Source organism: Streptomyces albofaciens JCM 4342, assembly GCF_008634025.1.
Lineage (GTDB): Bacteria > Actinomycetota > Actinomycetes > Streptomycetales > Streptomycetaceae > Streptomyces > Streptomyces albofaciens.
The window spans coordinates 1,413,426-1,431,974 of record NZ_PDCM01000001.1 but is presented as its reverse complement, the minus strand read 5'-3'; the positions used below and the strand labels follow the sequence as shown (position 1 = coordinate 1,431,974).

The following is an 18,549-nucleotide window of genomic DNA, read 5'->3' as shown; positions in this document are numbered from 1 at the left end:
AGCCAGCATGCGTGCCGGGGGGATGGACTCATGACGTCGCCGCCTACCGGCGCCCGGCAGGAGCACCAGTACGACCCGTCCGCGACCACGCGCCTGCGTGTGCCGCGCCAGCACTGGCCGCGCCGGCCGCAGCGCAAGCCGCTGCCGCGCTACGACTACGAGCACTACAGCCGCCTCGCCGGGCCGCTCACCCAGCCGGACCCGGGCAAGCCCTACAAGGTGCGCTACCGCAGCCTGCTGGCGGACGAACCGCACCGAATACGCGCGGCGTTGCTGCTCGGCGCCGCTCCCCTGCTCTCGCTCGGCCTGCTCGCCTGGCTGATGCAGCCGGCCCACTGGACCGAACGCGACCACCCCGCCTACGACTTCCTGCCGGTCCTGGACATCGTCATGCTGGTCTCGATCGGGCTGATCGAGTTCTTCCGCTGCATGAACGTGCTGTCCAACGCCCACGCCACCCTGGTGGCCCGCGACCCCATCCCGGTCGTCCCCGAACACGGCACCCGCGTCGCCTTCCTGACCTCCTTCGTGCCCGGCAAGGAGCCGCTGGAGATGGTGACGAAGACGCTGGAGGCGGCCGTCAAGGTGCGCCACCGCGGCCTGCTGCACGTCTGGCTCCTCGACGAGGGCGACGATCCGGACGTCAAGGCCGTCTGCGAGCGCCTGGGCGTGCACCACTTCACGCGCAAGGGCATCCCGCAGTGGAACCGGAAGAAGGGCCCGCACCGCGCGAAGACCAAGCACGGCAACTACAACGCCTGGCTCCAGGCGTACGGTGACTCCTACGACTTCTTCGCCTCCGTCGACACCGACCACGTGCCGCTGCCCAACTACCTGGAGCGGATGCTCGGTTTCTTCCGCGACCCGAACGTCGGCTTCGTCATCGGCCCGCAGGTGTACGGCAATTACGACACGTTCGTCACCAAGGCGGCAGAGTCGCAGCAGTTCCTCTTTCACGCGCTGATCCAGCGGGCCGGCAACCGCTACGGCGCGCCCATGTTCGTCGGCACCTCCAACGCCGTGCGCATCAAGGCCCTGAAGCAGATCGGCGGCCTGTACGACTCGATCACCGAGGACATGGCGACGGGCTTCGAGATGCACCGGCACCGCAATCCGGAGACCGGCAAGAAGTGGCGCTCGGTCTACACCCCGGACGTGCTCGCGGTCGGTGAGGGGCCCACCGCCTGGACGGACTTCTTCACCCAGCAGCTGCGCTGGTCGCGCGGGACGTACGAGACGCTGCTCAAGCAGTTCTGGAAGGCGCCCTTCACGCTGCCGCCGGGCACCTTCTTCAACTACACGATGATGGTCATCTTCTACCCGATGTCCGCCATGAACTGGATTCTGGCGGCGCTCAGTTGCGCGCTGTTCCTGGGCCTGGGCGCCTCGGGCGTGCAGATCGACCCGTCGGTGTGGATGATGCTCTACGGCAACGCCTCGGCGCTCCAGATCGGGCTGTACGTCTGGAACCGCCGCCACAACGTCTCGCCGCACGAGCCGGAGGGCTCCGGCGGGGTGGCCGGCATGGTGATGTCCGCGCTCTCCGCGCCGATCTACGCCCGCTCGCTGTTCGACGCGGCGCTGCGCCGCAAGAGCAAGTTCGTGGTCACGCCCAAGGGCGACTCCTCCAGCCCGGACACCCTCTTCGGCACGTTCCGGGTACACCTCTTCTTCATCCTGGTCTTCGGCGGGTCGCTGGGCGCCTCGTTCTACTTCGGGCACAGCCACCCGGCGATGGTCACCTGGGCCTCGCTCGCGCTGCTGATCACCGCGGCGCCGATCTTCGCCTGGCGCTGGGGCATCCGGCAGGACAGGCGCAAGAAGACCGGCGGGGACTCCGCCGGGCCGGGCGGCGGGCCGCAGCAGGCACCGCATCCGCAGCGGCAGCCCAGCTGGGCCGCCGGTGACGGCACCGGCGGAGCCGTGGCCCTGCCGGGCACCTCCTCGTCCGGCACCTCGACACCGGGCGGCCGGGCCGGGCCCGCCGGATACGGCGCTCCCGGTGACCGGGGCCGCCGCGGCGCCGCCGACCAGACCGCCCAGATCGCCCTTGGGGGACGTCACCCATGAAATACCGTCCGAGCCGGCGCACCCGCAGAGTCGCGATCGGTGCGGCGGTGGTGCTCGCACTGGCGGGGATGAACGGGCCGGCCCTGTTCGGGTTCGTCTCGGACCAGTACCACCAGTACAAGATCAATCAGCCGGAGTACAAGGCGGCCAACGGCCACTGGGACGTGGTCGACGTACCGCCCGAGTACAAGATCAACACGATTCACGCCGCGCTGCTGCACACCGGCAAGGTGCTGCTGGTCGCCGGGTCCGGGAACAACGCCAAGAACTTCGCGGCGAAGTCCTTCCGTACGGTCCTGTGGGACCCGGTGAAGAACACCTTCAAGAACATCCCCACCCCGAAGGACCTCTTCTGCGCCGGTCACACCCAGCTGCCGGACGGCAAGCTGCTGGTGGCCGGCGGCACCCAGCGCTACGAGAAGCTCGGCGGCGACGTGAAGAAGGCCGGCGGGCTGATGATCGTCTACAACGAGAACCCGGACGCGCCGAAGACCTTCCCGGCCGGGACGCTGTTCACCGGCAAGCAGAACGGCAAGACGTTCCAGTCCAAGGACCCGATCGTGGTGCCGCGCGCCAAGAAGAAGACCGACCCGAGGACCGGCAAGGTCACGGTCACCCACAGCGAGGCTCGGGTCTACGTGGAGGCGCTCAAGGAGGGCCGCCAGTACTCCACCGGCGCCCAGGACAACTACCGTATCCACGGCCTGACCGGCGCCGACGCCCGGAACCTCTACGGCATCGCGCAGAAGCTGTCCTTCGACAAGAAGGACTTCCAGGGGATCAAGGACTCGTTCGAGTTCGACCCGGTGGCCGAGCGCTACATCCCCGTCGACCCGATGAACGAGGCCCGCTGGTACCCGACGCTGACCAGCCTGGAGGACGGCAAGGTGCTGTCCACCTCCGGGCTCGACGAGATCGGGCAGGTCGTCCCGGGCAAGCAGGAGATCTACGACCCGAAGACGAAGAAGTGGACCTACCTGCCCAAGCAGCGCTTCTTCCCGACCTACCCCGCGCTCTTCCTCACCGACAAGGGGCGGCTGCTCTACACCGGCTCCAACGCCGGGTACGGGCCCGACAACGTCGGGCGCACCCCCGGCATCTGGGACCTGAAGACCAACAAGTTCCAGGTCATCCCCGGCATGAGCGACCCGGACGTGCTGGAGACCTCGATGTCCGTGCTGCTGCCGCCCGCGCAGGACCAGCGGTACATGGTGCTGGGCGGCGGCGGGGTCGGCGAGGACCCGAAGGCGACCGACAAGACCCGGCTGGTGGATCTGCACGCCGCCGAGCCGCGCTTCAAGGACGGCCCGCCGCTGTACGCGAAGGCGCGCTACCCGAGCAGTGTGATCCTGCCCGACGACACGGTCCTGACCACCAACGGCTCGGGCGACTACCGCGGGCGCAGCGACAGCAACATCCTCAAGGCCGAGCTGTACGACCCGAAGGCCAACACCTCGCGGCCGGTGGCCGATCCGCTGGTGGGGCGCAACTACCACTCCGGCGCGCTGCTGCTGCCGGACGGCCGGGTGATGACGTTCGGCTCCGACTCGCTCTTCGCCGACAAGGACAACACCAAGCCCGGCGTCTTCCAGCAGCAGATCGACATCTGGACGCCGCCGTACCTCTACCGGGACTCCCGGCCGGAGCTGACGGATCCCGGGCCGAAGACGGTGCCGCTGGGCGGCACGGCCACGTACCGGACCAAGCACGCCTCCTCGATCAAGAAGATGCGGCTGCTGCGGCCGGGTTCGTTCACCCACGTCACCAACATCGAACAGCGGTCGATCGCACTGGACTTCAAGACGACCAAGGACGGTGTCACGGTCACGCTGCCGAAGGACCCGACGCTGGTGCCGCCCGGCTGGTACATGCTCAACGCCGTGGACGACCAGGGCACGCCGTCCAAGGCGGTCTGGGTGAAGGTCCCGACGGCGACCAAGGCGCAGCTGAAGGGGCTGGGCCTGAACTGAGACGGCCGCGGGGTGCTCCGCGAGGTCGCGGAGCACCCCGCGGTCGCCCGCCGTCTCCGCTACTTCGTATTGCGGGCCAGGTCCAGCGCGTAACTGGGCCACCAGTCGCCCGCCTTGGGCCCGCCCTTGCACGTGCCGTCCGACTCGCCGGGCCGCTTGATCCACAGGTAGGCGTCCACGAGGGGGTCGCCGGTGCGGGTCGTGGGAGTGGCGCCCAGGGCGCGGCCGCTCGGGTTGCACCAGTTCTCGTGGTCGTCGCCGCCGGGTGCCGGGCCGTTGCCGTTGCGGCTGGTGTCGATGACGAAGTGCTTGCCGCCGACCATCGAGGACAGCCGCTTGCCGTACTTCTTGTTCTCCTCGGTGGTCTGGAAGTTGGAGATGTTGAGCGCGAAGCCGTCGGCCTTGTCGATGCCGGCCCGCTTCAGCGGCTCCACCATCCGGCCCGGGTCCTTGATCCAGTGCGGGTTGCCGGCGTCGAGGTAGACCTTGGTGTGCGGCAGGGCCTTGAGCTTGCCGACGGCCTCCGTCAGCAGGGCGTAGCGCTCCTCGTGGAACTGCTCGGGGGTGCACTTGTCCTCGATGTGCGGCAGCGCGTCCGGCTCCAGGACGACCGTGGCCGGGCGGTCGCCGATGCCCTTGAGCACGCCATCCAGCCAGGCGCGGTACGCGTTGCCGTCCGCGGCGCCGCCCTTGGAGTAGCTGCCGCAGTCGCGGTGCGGGATGTTGTAGAGGACGAGCAGGGCCTCGCGGCCGGCCTTGGCGGCGGCCTCCGTGAAGCCGCGGGCCTCCCCCTGCGGGTTGTCGGCACCGATCCATTCGGCCACCGGCTGCGCCGCTATCTTGTCGATCTCGCGCGCTTCGTCGTCCTTGCCTTCCTTGGCGTACGCGGCGGCCTGCCGGGCCGCCTTGCCGTCCGGGTTGACCCAGTACGGCACCGTGGACTTGGGCTGCTGCCCGGGCCTGGCCCCTGCCTTCCCCTCCCCCTCGCCGTCGTCGGACGACGAGAAGCATCCGGACACCAGCAGCAGCGCCCCCAGCGCCGATGCCGCGCCGAACGCGCCGCGCCGACGGGCGGCGCGGCGCTCACCCGGGGGGCCGCCCCCGGATCCCCGCACGTTGCCGTACATCCACTCCCCCCTCGGAGCACGGGACAAGACCGGTCGAATCCATCCTGGCACACGCCCCTCAGCCGCAGGCGAGCCCGTGGACAACCTGTTACGCCCCGGGCTCCCCGGCCGAAAATCGCCGCGCGGCCCGGTTCGGGGCCCAACTGCCCCTAGGCGGCCGGGTGGAGCCGTCCTACAGTGAACCCAGTGTGAACTTCTCGTTGGTCACCTGGCCCCAGCCCCTGGTCGGGCCCGTGCACGCGCCTGAGCGCAGGCGCCCACGCACCTCCCGCCGGCGGCAGGGCAACTCCCGCAGTCCTGACACCCCGGCGGTCGAGGACCGGCCGGTCGGCGGTTCAGGGGGAGCGAGCCGCCGGCCGGGCACGGTCGGGCTCCCGGGCACCGTCCCCGCCCGGCACCTCAACTCCCGGGTGCGGGCGTCACCTTGGTGAGATACGCGTGCACGACGACGTTGGCGGTGTAGGCGTCCCGCTCCCGGTCGAAGGAGCCCGCGCAGGTGATCAGGCGCAGTTCCGCGCGCCCGGGCACGTGCGCGCCGTAGACCTTCCGCGGCACGAACCGCCGCCGGTCGTAGATCTTCACGTCCTCGACCGTGAACCGGGCGGTGCTGCCGTCCGCCCTGCGCACATCCACCGGCCGGCCCGGCTTGAGGCTGCCGAGGCGGTGGAAGACGGCGCGCCGGTCGGTCGTGTCGACATGGCCGACCAGCACCGCGGCGCCCGCCGTGCCCGGCTGCGGCCCCTCGGCGTACCAGCCGACGAGCCCGGGGGTGCGGTACGGCGGCGCCTCCACCGCGCCGGTCGCGTCCAGCCCGGTCTTCACCACACCGGCCCGTACGCCCAGCGCGCCGATCACCACCTCGGCGGGGCGGCCCTCCGGGGCGGTGGCCAGCGGGGCGTGCGCGGCGGGCAGTTCCTGTCCCAGCGGGCGGCCGACGGCCGCCACGTCGCCGGTGGTGGGCCCCTTCGCCAGGTCACCGCCGTCGGTCAGGTCCCGTCCCCACAGCCACAGGCCCAGCAGCAGCGCCGCCCAGGCCACCCCGGCGGCCATCCGTCCGTGTCCCTGGCCGTGCGCGGGGCGGCCCGCCAGGTGGTCGTCATCCGGCATCGCCATCGTCCGATCCCTTGCGCCGGCGCCGCATCCGCAGCACCTGTCCGGTGAGCGCGAGCGCCGCGCCCCCTGCCAGCACCAGTCCCACCGCGTACACGCCGTCGCCGTCGTGGCCCGCGGCCGCCGTCCGCACCAGCGCGGCCCGCGACTCCTTCGCGGGCGGCACGGCCCGGTGCCCGGCGGCCGGGTGCGCGGCCATGCCTCCGCCTCCGGCCCGTACGGGGGCGGACGGCGTGGCGGGCGGTTCCGCGGAGGCGCCGGAGGTCTGGGCGGCGAGCGGCGCGACCGCGAGGTCCCCGCCGTCTTCTCCCGCGGCCGCCGAATCCGCGGCCTGCCCGCTCACGTCCTCATCGCCCGCGGCACGCGCCGGAGCGGGTACGACTTCGAACGCGCCGGTGGCCCGCGCGCCCTCCCCGTCGCACCGGACGGAGACGGTGTACGCGCCGGGGTCCGCCGTCGAGCGCACCCGCGCGTCGCCCACCAGCCCCGCGGCGACCCGCGCCAACGGCACCGCGTCGACGAAGGCCTCCGAGGTGGCGTGGCCGGTACGGCCCGGACAGCCGGTGACCTGGAGGACCGTGTCGGTGCCCGGGGCGACGGCGGACGGGGTGACCGCGACGGTGCCGGCCGCACCGCCCGGCGCCCGGGCCGCGGCGGCGAACACGGGCCCCGGAGTCAGCACCGTGACCGCGAGGGCGGCACAGAGAGTGAATCCCGGTGAGCGCATGGTGAACCTCCGAACACTTCCGAAGGTCCGTCCGGCGGCGCGGTCCCGCATCCGGTGGGGGCCGGTACTGCGCCGTCCGGGTGAGCGGCCGGGCCTGGGCGGTATGCGCCGGGCCCGGGCCGCGCCGGGCTACACCAGGTCGACGAGGTCCGCGATGGAGTCCACGACCCGCGACGGCCGGAACGGGTGGCGCTCGATGTCGTTCTTGCCGGTCAGCCCGGTGAGCACCAGGAACGTCTCCATGCCCGCCTCCAGTCCGGCCAGCACGTCGGTGTCCATCCGGTCGCCGATCATCGCGGAGGTCTCGCTGTGCGCGCCGATGACGTTCAGGCCGTGCCGCATCATCAGCGGGTTGGGCTTGCCGACGAAGTACGGCTCCACGCCCGTCGCCTTGGTGATCAGCGCGGCCACCGAGCCGGTGGCGGGCAGCGCGCCGTCCGCCGAGGGGCCGGTCTCGTCCGGGTTGGTGGCGATGAACCGGGCGCCGTCGTTGATCAGCCGGATGGCCTTGGTGAGCGCCTCGAAGCTGTAGGTGCGGGTCTCTCCGAGCACCACGTAGTCGGGCTCGTGGTCGGTGAGCACGTACCCGATGTCGTGCAGGGCGGTGGTCAGGCCCGCCTCGCCGATGACGTACGCGGTGCCGGACGGCCGCTGCTCGTCCAGGAACTGGGCGGTGGCCAGGGCTGAGGTCCAGATGGACTCCCAGGGCACGTCCAGTCCGATCCGGCTCAGCCGGGCGTGCAGGTCGCGCGGGGTGTAGATGGAGTTGTTGGTCAGGACGAGGAAGGGCTTGCCCGATTCGCGCAGCCGCTTGATGAAGGCGTCCGCACCGGGCACCGGGATGCCCTCGTGCATCAGCACCCCGTCCATGTCCGTCAGCCATGACTCGATCGGCTTGCGCTCTGCCACTGCCGGTCTCCCGCCGTGCGTGTCTGCCAGGGGCGCCGGCCGTGCCCGCGCCGTCGCGGGGCCCCGTACGCCCCGCCCGTCACCCCGGGTGACCTGCGTCTCGTACGTACGGCCGACGCCCCCAGCCTAAGTCAGCCACCGCGGTCCCGAACCTGCCGGAGGCCGCCGGCGCGGTGGTCAGCTCCCCGTCGCCGTCTTCCAGGCGTCCAGATAGGCGGCCAGGTTCTTGTCGATGTCGTTCCAGTCCGGGCGGAAGATCTCGACTCCTCGCATGATCCGGGCGAGTTCGGTGGCGTTGCGGTCGGTGGCCTTGATGTCCGTACGGGCGGCGAAGCCACCGCCGGCCGCGGAGACCTGCCGCTGCACTTCGGGCGAGAGCAGGTGGTCGAGGAACTTCTTGGCCTGGGCCGGGTGCGGGGCGTTCTTGACCAGGCCGGCCGCGTACGGCAGCGCGAAGGTGGACGGCCTGGCACCGGGCCCGGCCGCCGGGAAGAAGATGCCCTGGTTCGGCATGGACTTCGTGTTGGCGTAGTTCATCTGCACATCGCCGTTGGCGACGAGGAGCTCCCCCTTGTCGACCTTGGGTGCCAGCTGGCCGGTCGACGAGGACGGGCCGACGTTGTTGGCCTGGAGCTTCTTGAGGAATTCCATGGCCGGGCCCTGGCCGCCGAAGTCGTGCAGGGCCTGGACGACGACGGCGGTGCCGTCCCCGGCGACGCCCGGCGTGGAGTACTGGAGCTTGTCCTTGAAGCGGGCGTCCGTCAGGTCCTGCCAGGTGCGGGGTGCCTCCTTGAGCTGCCGCTTGTTGTAGATGAAGCAGAAGTAGTTGTTGACGACGGCGGTCCATTTGCCGTCCGGGTCCTTGTTCGCGGCGGCGACCTGTTCGGAGCCCTTGGGGCGGTAGGTCTCCAGCAGGCCCTTGCCGTCGGCCTGCTGGATGAACGGGGGCAGGGTGACGACGATGTCGGCCTTGGTGTTGGCCCTCTCGCGGGCCAGCCGCTGAACGGCGGCGCCGGACCCGCTCTCGACGAGGTTGACCTTGATGCCGGTCTTCTTCTCGTAGTCCTTGAAGACCCGGTCGTAGAAGCCGTCGCCCCGCTCGCCGCGCAGGCCGTCGGCGCTGTAGACGGTGATTTCCTTCGCGTCGGCGCCGGCGCGGGAGGCGCCGCCGCAGCCGGTCAGGGCGGCGGCGAGGAGCAGGGCGCCGCAGAGGGCGGCGGTCGGCTTGAGGGGGCTGCGCATGACGTGGCGTCACTCCTTGGCAGGGGGTGGGGTGAGGGGGTGCGTCAGCGGTACGAGGCTTTGGTGCGGATGCGGGAGACGGCGAGCAGGACGAGCAGCGTGGCGGCCATCAGCACCACCGCGAGCGCGGCGCCGGCGAACAGCGCGCCCCGGTCGGTGGCGGCGAAGACCCGTACCGGCAGCGGCAGCCAGTCCGGCGGGTAGAGCATCATCGTGGCGCTCAGCTCGCCCATGGACAGCGCGAAGCACAGGCCCGCGGCGGCGGTCAGGGACGGCAGCAGGAGGGGCAGTTTCACGCGCCACAGGACGTAGGCGGGGCGCGCGCCGAGGCCGGCGGCGCTCTGCTCGTACGCCGGGTCCAGGCGGTCCAGCGCGGCCGTGACGGACTGGTGGGCGAACGCGGTGACCAGGACCGTGTGCGCGATGACGACGATCTGCGGGGTGCCGTTCAGCAGCAGCGGCGGCTGCGAGAACGCGACCAGCAGCGACAGGCCCACGACGACGGACGGCACCGCGACCGGCAGCATGAAGAGCGCGTCCAGCACCTTGCGGGCGCGCGGCCGCAGCCGTTGCGCGGCCAGCGCGGCCCAGGTGCCGGCGGCCAGCGCGAGCAGGCTCGCGGTGACGGCCGTGACCAGGCTGGTGACCAGCGCCCGCAGGGAGTCGCCCTGGGTGATGTCCCGGTAGTGCGCGAGCGTCGGGCCGGACGGCAGCGCCCCGCTCCAGCTGCTCGCGAAGGACGCCGCGACGATCACCAGCAGCGGGAGCGCGAAGACCGGCAGGAAGAGGACGAAGAACAGGGCCCAGACGGCCCGGCGGGCGCCTTTGCTATGCACGAGCACGGTGCCGGTCACCTCCCGTGGACGGCGTACGCGTCCCGCCCGCCCGTGCGGCCACGGTCCGGTACAGGCCGTAGAGGGCCAGGGACAGCACGATGTTGACGACGGCGACGACGCACGCCCCCGTGTAGTCGCCGTCCAGGATGGCCTTCGTGTAGACGAGCACCGGCAGGGTGACCACGTCCTTGGCGCCGGTGAACAGCACGATCCCGAACTCGTTGAGCGTCAGCACCAGGACGAGGGCGCCGCCCGCCGCCAGCGAGGGCAGTGCCTCGGGCCAGATCACCTTCCGTACGATCCGGGCCGGCCGGGCGCCGAGCGAGGCGGCGGCCTCCAGCTGGCCGGACTCGACCTGGGAGAAGGCGGCGAGCAGCGGGCGCATCACGAAGGGCGTGAAGTAGGTGATCTCGGCGAGCAGCACGCCCCAGGGGGTGCGCAGGAAGTCGAAGGGCCCGCTCGCGGCGCCGGTGGCGTCCGTCCACAGGCCGTTGGCCAGACCGGCCGTGCCGTAGACGAAGAGCAGGGCGAGGGTGATCAGGAAGGACGGGAAGGCGAGGAAGACGTCGATGAAGCGGCTGAGGGCCCGGCTGCCGGGGAACGGCACGAACGCGATCACCAGGGCGAGGGCGAAGCCGAGGAGCAGGCAGCCGGCGGTGGCGCCGAGGGCGAGCAGCACGGTGTTCCCGAGCGCGTCACGGAAGGACGCTTGGGCGAAGACCTGCGCGTACGGGGCGGTGGACAGCGGTCCGCCCTCGTCCTGCGTGAAGGACTGCCGTACGACCAGGACCAGCGGGTGGAGGAAGACGAGCCCGAGGGCGAGGAGCGGGGGAAGAACCCACAGGGCCGACGACGCCCTCCGCTGCGCTCTTCCGTGCCGGGCCCCGGCCGGCCGCGGCGCGAGCGCGCCCGGGCTACTCATCGCCCCTGCTCCCCGCTCCGGCCGGGAGCAGCACCGCGTCCTCGGCGGCGAAGTGCAGCACGACATCGCTGCCCGGCTCCGGCGGCGTCCGCAGTTCGCGCAGATCGGCCATGACGCGGTGCCCGGCCACGTCCGCGTACACCCGGTGGGTCGCGCCGCGCCACTGCACCTCGGTGACACGGCCGTGCAGCGCGTTGGGTCCGTCGCCGAGGCCGACCAGGTGCGGGCGTACGCAGAGCGTGGCGGAGGCGCCGGGCGCCGCGCCCCCGGCGGATGTGACGGCCAGCCGCGTGCCGGCGAAGTCGGCCGTGCCGTCCGGGCCCGCGGTCACCGGCAGGAGGTTGGCGTTGCCGACGAAGGAGGCGGTGAACTCGGTGCGCGGGCGGCGGTAGAGGTCCTGTGGCGTGCCGCAGTCGCGCAGCCGCGCCCGGTCCATGACGGCGATGCGGTCCGCCAGCGTCAGCGCCTCCAACTGGTCGTGGGTGACGTACAGCACCGACACGTCGGGCAACTCCCGGTGCAGGCGCGCCAGTTCGGCGAGCATGCCGGAGCGCAGCCGGGCGTCGAGGGCCGACAGGGGCTCGTCCAGGAGGAGCACGCCGGGGCGGATGGCCAGCGCCCGCGCGATGGCGACGCGCTGCTGCTGCCCGCCGGACAGTTCGCGCGGATAGCGCCGGGCGTACGCGGCCATGCCGGTCATCTCCAGCACCTCGGTCACCCGCGCGGCCGTCTCGGCACGCGACGCGGTGCGCCCGCGCCGCGCCTTGAGGCCGAAGGCGACGTTGTCCTCGACGCGCAGGTGCGGGAAGAGGGCGTACTGCTGGACGACCATCCCGATGCCGCGCCGGTACGGGGGCAGCCCGGTGACGTCCCGGCCGCCGATCAGCACCCGCCCGGCACACGGCCGGACGAATCCGGCGACCGCCCGCAGCGCGGTGGTCTTGCCCGACCCGGAAGGGCCGAGCAGCGCCATCACCTCGCCCGGTTCGACGGTCAGGTCGAAGGAGTCCAGGACGACGTTCCCGCCGTACGCGACGGAGACGTTGTCGAAGCGGATGCCGGAGGGGGCGGCGGGGGCGGCGGGGGCGGCGGGGCGGACCGTTTCGGCGGGCGCGCTCATGAGGGCCGCTCCGGCCGCGGGCCGTCGAGCAGGGCGGGCAGCTCGGCCACCGAACCGAGGACGTGGGTGGCGCCCGCCGCGCGCAGCGCCGCCTCGTCATGGGCGCCGGTCAGCACCCCGGCGACGACACAGGCGCCCGCGCGGCGCCCGGAGAGCATGTCGTACGAGGTGTCCCCGGCCACCGCGACCTGCCGTACGGAGTCGGCCGCGCCGGTCCGCAGCAGCGCCGTCAGCACCAGGTCCGGGTACGGCCGTCCGCGGCCGCCCGCGTCGGCCGGGCACAGGGTCAGCGCCGCCAGGTCCCGCCAGCCGAGCGCGTCCAGGATCGCGTCCTGGGTGACCCGGGCGAAGCCGGTGGTCAGCACGACCGTGCGGCCCGCGGCCCGCAGGGCCTCGATGGCCTCCCGGGCGCCGGGCACGGGCGCGATCCGCCCGCCGTCGACCAGTTCCCCGTACGCCTCCTCGAAGGCGGCGTTGGCGCGCCGGGCCCGTTCCTCGTCCCCGTACAGGTGCCGGAAGACGGAGATCTTGGACTCGCCCATGGTGGCGCGGACGTACGCCAGCTGCTCGGCGTGCTCGGCGCTGCCCGGTACGACGCCGAGCCGCCCGGCGGCGGCGCCGAACGCCTGCTCCACCAGCCCGCCGTCGGCGACCGTGGTCCCCGCCATGTCGAGGACGACGAGGGAGACCGGCGCGTCCTCCGCATAGATGTCGTGCACGGCCCTCACCAGCCCAGTTCGTTCGCGGTGTCCTCGGCCAGCGCCGGGGAGCAGGTCATGCCGCGCCCGCCGGGTCCGGTGACCAGCCAGACGCCGTCCCGCACCCGCTGCCGGTGCACGACGCGCGAGGGGTCGGTGCACTGCGCGTACACCCCGGCCCAGCGGCGGCGCACGGCGGGCAGCGGGCGGCCGAGCAGCGCCTCCACGACCGAGGTCAGGTGTTCGTAGGGGTCCTCGACGACGTCGAACCCGAAGGGCGTCGCGTATGCGTGGGTGTCGCCGATCGTCAGGCCGCCGTCGGCGCGCTGCACCATCAGCAGCTGCATCCGGTGCTCGGCCGCGACCGGCGGCTGCGGCCGCGCGGCGGCCAGCGCGTCCAGCTCCGGCCCCGCGTAGGCCGGGTAGTAGCGGAAGCTGTCCGCGTCGGCGACGGAGGTGGTCAGGGTCTCGCCGAGCGGCGCGGTCTGCATCATCTGGAGGCGGACCCGGCGCACCGGCAGGCCGGGCGCCAGTTCCCGCACCAGGCCGCCGAGCCAGGCGCCGGTGCACAGCACGACGGCGTCGCCCTCGTGGAGGCCGCCGTGGTCGTCGCGGACGGCCCGCTCGCCGACGACATCGCGTACCTCGCGCCCGCCGAGGAAGGTGTAGCGACCGGACGCCGACAGTGCTTCCCGCAGCGCCCGCTGAGCGGTGCGCGGCTCGACCGCGGCGTCCCGCTCGCACCAGAGCGCACCGGTGAACTCCCCGCGCAGGGCGGGGTTGAGGGCCCGGACCTCGTCGGCGCCGAGCAGCTCGTATCCGCGGGACGCCGCGTCGGGGCGGCGGACGGCCGCCTCGGCGACGGCGCGTTCGGCCGCGTCGCGTACGACGGTGAGCGAACCGTTGGCGCGGAAGCCGAGCCGGGGCACCCGCTCGCCGATCCGCTCCCACAGGACGCGGGCCCGCAACGCGGTGTCCAGCTCCGCGCCGCCGGCCCGGCCGCCGACCCAGACCAGTCCGAAATTGCGCACCGAGGCCCCGCGCGCCTCGGTCTCCCGCTCGATGTGCACGACCTCGTGGCCGCGCTCGACCGCTTGCCAGGCGTGCAGGGTTCCCAGCACACCCGCTCCGACAACTATGACTCGCATGCCGGGAACGGTCGTGGGGGCGGGTGGCGTGCGGCGGTCCGGGAGGGGACGGGGTGGTGAACGGGGCCGCAAGTTTGGCCTAGACCCGTTACCTTGCCGTGATCACAGCGGCGAGTCGTCGCGCTGCCGTCCCCTTCCGGATCAGCCGCCCAGGTGGGTCGTGAAGGAGAACCGGTCCCCCCGGTAGAGCGAACGCACCCGCTCCAGCGGCAGGCCCCGGGTGTCCCGCGAGAGACGGTGGATCAAGAGCATCGGCAGGGCGCCCGGAGTGCCGATCAGCAGGGCTTCGCGCGGGGTGGCCAGTACGGTCTCCAGGCGTTCGTCCGCGTCCCCGAAGCCGATGCCCAGGCGCTCGTGGAGGTAGGCGTAGAAGGAGGAGTCGGGCTCGAACTCCGCGTCCAGGCGCGGCACGCGGGCCACGGCGACGTACGTGCTCTCCAGGCCGACCCGTTCGTCGTCCGCGAGCAGCACGCGCTCCATGTGCCAGACCTCGTCACCGACTTGCAGGCCCAGTTCACCGGCCAGCTTCTCCGGCGCGGGGAAGCGGTCCAGGCCGACCAGATGGCGGCCCGGCCGGCGGCCCTGTTTCCGCACGCCCTCGGTGTAACTCGCCAGGGACAGCGGCTGTTCCAGCTTCGGGCCCGCGACGACGGTGCCGCGCCCCAGGCGCCGCAGCCGCCCCTCCAGGTGCAGTTCGCGGAGCGCCTGGCGCAGCGTCTCCCGGGACACCTCGAAGCGCAGGGCCAGTTCGCGTTCGGTCGGCAGCGCCTCGCCCTCGCCCAGTTCGCCGAGCAGCGTCTCCAATCGGACCTTGGCCGCGTAGTACTTGGGGATGCGTCCGTGCTCGGGGATGCCGGAGCGGATCGGTGCGCCAGGTTCCTGGCCGTTCGGGTAGTCCACCGGGCGATCCTCGCACCCCGGGTACGGCCGGAGGTTACGCGTTGCCGTCGGGAAGGGGGCTCGCGGGTGTCCTGCTCGGCGCACGGCCGGAGTGCCGTTCAGCGCGCGACCGTAGTGCCGCTCGGCGCACGGCCGGTGCCCTGGCCGGCGTGTGGCCGGCGTGTGGCCGGTGTCCCGGTCAGCGCCGTCGGAGGCGGCGGGCGGCCGCCAGGAGGAGGACGCCCGCGGCCAGGAGCACCAGGGCGACGGCACCGATACGGGTGACGCCGGCGGCTCCGGTGTCCGCGAGGTGGTGGGGCGGACGGCGCGGGCGGGTGGGCGTACGGTCGGCCGCCGTGTGACCAGCCGTGCGGTCGGCTGTGCGAGCAGCCGTACGGCCGGCTGTGCGGTCGGCCGTCTGATCAGCCGTACGGCCGGCTGTGCGGTCAGTCCCGCTCGCCGCCGGGGGCCACTCGGCCGCCGCCCGCGCACCCATCCGGTGGCCGGGGCCCTCAGCTGCGGTCGCGGGCGGGCACGTCAGGGATACGGCGGCCAGCAGCGCGGCCGAGACGGCGGCGCGCGTCGGCGCGCGGAGCGGGCGCACGGGCATGACGGACCTCCCTGCTCGCCCGGCGCGGACGGGCGGCCCGGACCGGACCGTTCGTATCTCGTATGACCGGTCGTTCCCGGACCTTGCCACGGGCGTGCGCCACCCGGGCCCCGACGCCCCCGGTACGCGCGTCCGATCGCCCGAATGCCGCGCGTTCAGCGCAGCCCCGGACGACGGAAACCCATGCCTCGGCGCAGCCCCCGGACGACGAAAGCCCCCGCCTCAGCGCAATTCCGTCGCCGCGCCGCCCCCGAACGGCGTACCCGCCGCGCCACCCCCGAACGGCGTCCCCGGCGCGCCGAACAGCGGCGCGAGGACGAGTTGCGCCGCGCCGTCCGCCACCGCCTGCGCGCCCCCTTCCGCCACGGCCACCGGGATCGCGGGCGTACCGCCGTCGCCTCGGATGCCGGCCTGTTCGGCCAGGGCTCCGGCCACGCCGCGTACGTACGTGTCGGGACGCGCCAGCACCGTACGGCCGCCGAGCAGCACCCGGTCGATGTCGAGGAGTTCCACGAGGTTGGCCGCGCCGACGCCCAGGATGCGCGCCGCCTCGGCGGGCTCGCCGCGTGCCGCCCGGTCGAGGCACAGCGCCTCGACGCAGCCGCGCTTTCCGCACCCGCAGCGCGGGCCGTCCAGTTGCAGCACCTGGTGCCCGAACTCCCCCGCGCCGGTCCGGGCCCCCCGGTACAGCGCACCGCCGAGCACCAGGCCGGCGCCCAGCCCCGTACCGAGGTGGAGGTACGCGAACGAACCGCGCCCGTCCGGCTCGCGCCGGGCCAGACCGAGGGCGGCGGCGTTGGTGTCCTTGTCCAGGACGACCGGCAGGCCGAGCCGTCCGGCGAGCGCGTCGCGCAGCGGGAAGCCGTCCCAGTCCGGGAAGCCGGTGACCCGTCGCAGCACCCCGGCCGTATGGTCCAGCGGCCCGGGGCAGGCGGCACCGACGCCCAGGACACGGGACGAGCGGGCCTCGTCCGGCAGCGCAGCGAGCTGCCCGGCCACCGTGTCCAGCACGGCGGACGCGCCCGCGCCCAGGTCGAGCGGGGCGGTCCGCGCGGCGACGGTGCGGCCCGCGAGGTCGGCGAGGACGGCGGTCAGCTCGTCGCGGTCCAGGTGCAGCCCGATCGCGTACCGGGCCTCGGGCACCAGACGCAGCACCGTGGGCGGCTTGCCGCCGGTGGAGGCGCGCCGGCCCGCCTCGGCGACCAGCCCGGCCGCCCGCAGCCGGGCGAGGATCTTGCTGACGGCCTGCGGCGTCAGTCCGGTGTGCGCGGCCAGCTCCAGGCGGCTGACGCCCGCCGGACCGGCCGACCGCAGCAGCCCCAGCACCAGGGCGGTGTTGTGGCCGCGCAGGGCGGACAGCCCGGCTCCGCCACCGGACACCCCGACTCCGCCACCGGGCAGCCCGGCTCCGCCGCCCGGTGGCGCGGGGGCCGGTGCGGTGGCGCGTTCGGTGGCGTGCGCGGCGACACGTTCTTCGGAGTCGTGGCTGGTCACCCGTCCATTGTCCGTATTGCTTGCACTTTGGCAACAGCGTTGCTTAAGTGGACGCATGAACGACTCTCCCGGCACACCCCTGCGCGTCGGCCTGATCGGCTACGGTCTCGCCGGCTCGGTCTTCCACGCCCCGCTGATCGCCGCCACCGGCGGCCTGGTGCTGGACACCGTCTCCACCGGCAGCCCGGACCGGCAGGCACAGGCCCGCGCCGAGCACCCCCAGGTCCGCACGGTCGCCACCCCCGACGAGGTGCTGGCCCGCGCCGGCGAACTGGACCTGGTCGTCATCGCCTCCCCCAACAAGACCCACGTCGCGCTCGCCACCGCGGCGCTGGAGGCCGGACTGCCGGTGGTCGTCGACAAGCCGCTCTCCGGGACGGCCGCCGAGGCCGAGCGGCTGGCCGCCCTCGCGGACGACCGCGGTCTGCTGCTCTCCGTCTTCCAGAACCGCCGCTGGGACAACGACTTCCGCACGGTGCGGAAGCTGATCACCGAGGGCGCGCTCGGCGACGTGCTGCGCTTCGAGTCGCGCTTCGAACGCTGGCGGCCGAAACCGAAGGGCGGCTGGCGCGAGTCCGGCGACCCGGCCGAGATCGGCGGGCTGCTGTACGACCTGGGCAGCCACGTCGCCGACCAGGCACTCGCCCTCTTCGGGCCGGTCACCCACGTCTACGCCGAGTCCGACGTGCGCCGCCCGGGCGCCGAGGCCGACGACGACACGTTCCTCGCGCTCACCCACGCCGGCGGCGTCCGCTCGCACCTGTGGGTGAGCGCGACCACCGCCCAGCTCGGTCCGCGCTTCCGCGTGCTGGGCAGCCGGGCGGGCTATGTGAAGTACGGGCTGGACCCGCAGGAAGCGGCGCTGCGCGAGGGCCGGCGGCCCGGCGAGGACCCGGCCGGATGGGGCACGGAACCCGAGGCGTCGTGGGGCCGGCTCGGCGCCGGGGAGTCCCCGCTGACCGGCGGCGGCGCCCCCGTACCGACCCTGCCCGGCGACTACCCCGCGTACTACGCCGCCGTCGCGGAGGCCCTGCGCACCGGCGGCCGTCCGCCGGTGAGCGCCCGGGAAGCGGCGGCCACACTGCGCGTCCTGGAAGCGGCGAAGGCATCGGCGGCCGAGGGCCGCACGGTCCGGATCGAGGAGACCGAGGAGTCGGCATGAGCGGCATGAACGGCACGGGTGTGCTGAACGGCACCGACGAGCGGGAGGCGGCGCGCCACCAGGTCCGCGAACTGGAGGAGCAGGAACGCCGCCTGGTCCTGGACCGCTTCGGCAACGAGGACGCGTGGCGGCTCGGCTGCCTGCTGACGGACCTGGCGCGCGAGCGCGGCGCGGCCGTGACGGTGGACATCCGGCGCGGCGGGCAGCAGCTGTTCCACTGCGCGCTGCCCGGTACGTCGGCGGACAACGACGCGTGGATCGAGCGCAAGTGCCGCGTCGTGGAGCGGTACGCGGAGTCGTCGTACCTGGTGGGCGCCCGTTTCCGCGCCAAGGGCCGGACCTTCGAGGAATCCTCCCGCCTCGACCCGGACCGCTACGCCGCACACGGCGGCGCCTTCCCCGTACGGCTGCGCGGTACGGGAGTCGTCGGCACGGTCGCGGTCTCCGGCCTCCCCCAGGGCGACGACCACGCGCTGGTGGTCGACGCCCTGGTGCGCTACATCGAGCAGCACCCAGAGGGCTGAC

The 18,549-nt window shown here is 73.3% G+C and carries 17 protein-coding genes; 4 read left to right on the top strand and 13 right to left on the bottom strand.

Translation table 11 applies throughout. The features are described 5' to 3' along the window. Positions 1–30: 30 nt before the first annotated feature. Together CP973_RS06605 and glxA are read left to right on the top strand one after the other, a co-directional pair. Complete coding sequence (locus CP973_RS06605) at positions 31–2,070, top strand: glycosyltransferase family 2 protein (protein WP_150238406.1); 2,040 nt, start codon at positions 31–33, stop codon at positions 2,068–2,070. Next, positions 2,067–4,040: a radical copper oxidase GlxA gene (gene glxA / locus CP973_RS06600; RefSeq protein ID WP_150238404.1), complete on the top strand. Its 1,974-nt coding sequence runs from the start codon at positions 2,067–2,069 to the stop codon at positions 4,038–4,040. The genes CP973_RS06605 and glxA overlap by 4 nt, the downstream gene beginning before the upstream one ends. A 59-nt stretch (positions 4,041–4,099) precedes the next feature. On the opposite strand, the gene CP973_RS06595 is transcribed toward glxA, so the two are convergent. The 13 genes from CP973_RS06595 to CP973_RS06535 all read right to left on the bottom strand — a co-directional run bounded on the left by CP973_RS06595 (position 4,100) and on the right by CP973_RS06535 (position 16,862). Then, entirely contained in the window at positions 4,100–5,167 is a 1,068-nt protein-coding gene (locus tag CP973_RS06595) for a glycoside hydrolase family 6 protein (protein WP_150238402.1), read from the bottom strand. A gap of 399 nt (positions 5,168–5,566) precedes the next feature. Next, on the bottom strand, positions 5,567–6,280 hold the full coding sequence (locus CP973_RS06590; protein ID WP_150238400.1) for a class F sortase: 714 nt from the start codon (positions 6,278–6,280) through the stop codon (positions 5,567–5,569). Next, positions 6,264–7,004, bottom strand: coding sequence for a hypothetical protein (locus CP973_RS39870; protein ID WP_167538274.1), 741 nt, complete (start codon positions 7,002–7,004; stop codon positions 6,264–6,266). The genes CP973_RS06590 and CP973_RS39870 overlap by 17 nt, the downstream gene beginning before the upstream one ends. Positions 7,005–7,133: 129 nt before the next feature. After that, on the bottom strand, positions 7,134–7,913 hold the full coding sequence (locus CP973_RS06580) for an HAD-IIA family hydrolase (protein WP_150238398.1): 780 nt from the start codon (positions 7,911–7,913) through the stop codon (positions 7,134–7,136). A gap of 177 nt (positions 7,914–8,090) precedes the next feature. Continuing rightward, on the bottom strand, positions 8,091–9,155 hold the full coding sequence (locus tag CP973_RS06575) for a 2-aminoethylphosphonate ABC transporter substrate-binding protein (RefSeq protein WP_150238396.1): 1,065 nt from the start codon (positions 9,153–9,155) through the stop codon (positions 8,091–8,093). Between the two features lie 44 nt (positions 9,156–9,199). Then, complete coding sequence (locus CP973_RS06570) at positions 9,200–9,997, bottom strand: ABC transporter permease (RefSeq protein WP_150238394.1); 798 nt, start codon at positions 9,995–9,997, stop codon at positions 9,200–9,202. Next, a complete protein-coding gene (locus tag CP973_RS06565; protein ID WP_244409300.1) occupies positions 9,984–10,913 on the bottom strand; it encodes a 2-aminoethylphosphonate ABC transporter permease subunit in 930 nt (309 codons plus the stop codon). The genes CP973_RS06570 and CP973_RS06565 overlap by 14 nt, the downstream gene beginning before the upstream one ends. Then, a complete protein-coding gene (locus CP973_RS06560; protein ID WP_150238392.1) occupies positions 10,906–12,033 on the bottom strand; it encodes an ABC transporter ATP-binding protein in 1,128 nt (375 codons plus the stop codon). Before CP973_RS06560 ends, CP973_RS06565 begins: the two co-directional genes overlap by 8 nt. Beyond that, positions 12,030–12,752, bottom strand: a complete 723-nt coding sequence (locus CP973_RS06555) for a phosphonatase-like hydrolase (RefSeq protein WP_150238390.1) — start codon at positions 12,750–12,752, stop codon at positions 12,030–12,032. Before CP973_RS06555 ends, CP973_RS06560 begins: the two co-directional genes overlap by 4 nt. A gap of 5 nt (positions 12,753–12,757) precedes the next feature. After that, positions 12,758–13,879: a TIGR03364 family FAD-dependent oxidoreductase gene (locus CP973_RS06550; protein ID WP_150238388.1), complete on the bottom strand. Its 1,122-nt coding sequence runs from the start codon at positions 13,877–13,879 to the stop codon at positions 12,758–12,760. Between the two features lie 141 nt (positions 13,880–14,020). After that, the gene (locus CP973_RS06545; RefSeq protein ID WP_150238386.1) at positions 14,021–14,779 is read right to left on the bottom strand and encodes a GntR family transcriptional regulator; all 759 of its coding nucleotides are present in this window, start codon (positions 14,777–14,779) and stop codon (positions 14,021–14,023) included. Between the two features lie 178 nt (positions 14,780–14,957). Then, entirely contained in the window at positions 14,958–15,368 is a 411-nt protein-coding gene (locus CP973_RS06540) for a hypothetical protein (protein WP_150238384.1), read from the bottom strand. Positions 15,369–15,590: 222 nt separating this feature from the next. Next, on the bottom strand, positions 15,591–16,862 hold the full coding sequence (locus CP973_RS06535; protein ID WP_425281940.1) for an ROK family transcriptional regulator: 1,272 nt from the start codon (positions 16,860–16,862) through the stop codon (positions 15,591–15,593). 55 nt (positions 16,863–16,917) lie between these two features. Here CP973_RS06535 and CP973_RS06530 point away from each other — a divergent pair, with 55 nt between their 5' ends. Together CP973_RS06530 and CP973_RS06525 are read left to right on the top strand one after the other, a co-directional pair. After that, positions 16,918–18,024 carry a Gfo/Idh/MocA family oxidoreductase gene (locus tag CP973_RS06530; RefSeq protein ID WP_150238379.1) on the top strand — a complete coding sequence of 369 codons (1,107 nt, stop codon included), beginning with the start codon at positions 16,918–16,920 and terminating at the stop codon, positions 18,022–18,024. A 5-nt stretch (positions 18,025–18,029) separates the two neighbouring features. Continuing rightward, positions 18,030–18,548: a heme-degrading domain-containing protein gene (locus tag CP973_RS06525; protein WP_167538422.1), complete on the top strand. Its 519-nt coding sequence runs from the start codon at positions 18,030–18,032 to the stop codon at positions 18,546–18,548. Position 18,549 lies beyond the last annotated feature (1 nt).

Coding starts and splice junctions, on each gene's coding strand:
- CP973_RS06605 (WP_150238406.1), top strand. CDS start 31: ATGACGTCGCCGCCTACCGGCGCCCGGCAGGAGCACCAGTACGACCCG.
- glxA (WP_150238404.1), top strand. CDS start 2,067: ATGAAATACCGTCCGAGCCGGCGCACCCGCAGAGTCGCGATCGGTGCG.
- CP973_RS06595 (WP_150238402.1), bottom strand. CDS start 5,167: ATGTACGGCAACGTGCGGGGATCCGGGGGCGGCCCCCCGGGTGAGCGC.
- CP973_RS06590 (WP_150238400.1), bottom strand. CDS start 6,280: ATGGCGATGCCGGATGACGACCACCTGGCGGGCCGCCCCGCGCACGGC.
- CP973_RS39870 (WP_167538274.1), bottom strand. CDS start 7,004: ATGCGCTCACCGGGATTCACTCTCTGTGCCGCCCTCGCGGTCACGGTG.
- CP973_RS06575 (WP_150238396.1), bottom strand. CDS start 9,155: ATGCGCAGCCCCCTCAAGCCGACCGCCGCCCTCTGCGGCGCCCTGCTC.
- CP973_RS06565 (WP_244409300.1), bottom strand. CDS start 10,913: ATGAGTAGCCCGGGCGCGCTCGCGCCGCGGCCGGCCGGGGCCCGGCAC.
- CP973_RS06560 (WP_150238392.1), bottom strand. CDS start 12,033: ATGAGCGCGCCCGCCGAAACGGTCCGCCCCGCCGCCCCCGCCGCCCCC.
- CP973_RS06550 (WP_150238388.1), bottom strand. CDS start 13,879: ATGCGAGTCATAGTTGTCGGAGCGGGTGTGCTGGGAACCCTGCACGCC.
- CP973_RS06540 (WP_150238384.1), bottom strand. CDS start 15,368: ATGCCCGTGCGCCCGCTCCGCGCGCCGACGCGCGCCGCCGTCTCGGCC.
- CP973_RS06530 (WP_150238379.1), top strand. CDS start 16,918: ATGAACGACTCTCCCGGCACACCCCTGCGCGTCGGCCTGATCGGCTAC.
- CP973_RS06525 (WP_167538422.1), top strand. CDS start 18,030: ATGAACGGCACGGGTGTGCTGAACGGCACCGACGAGCGGGAGGCGGCG.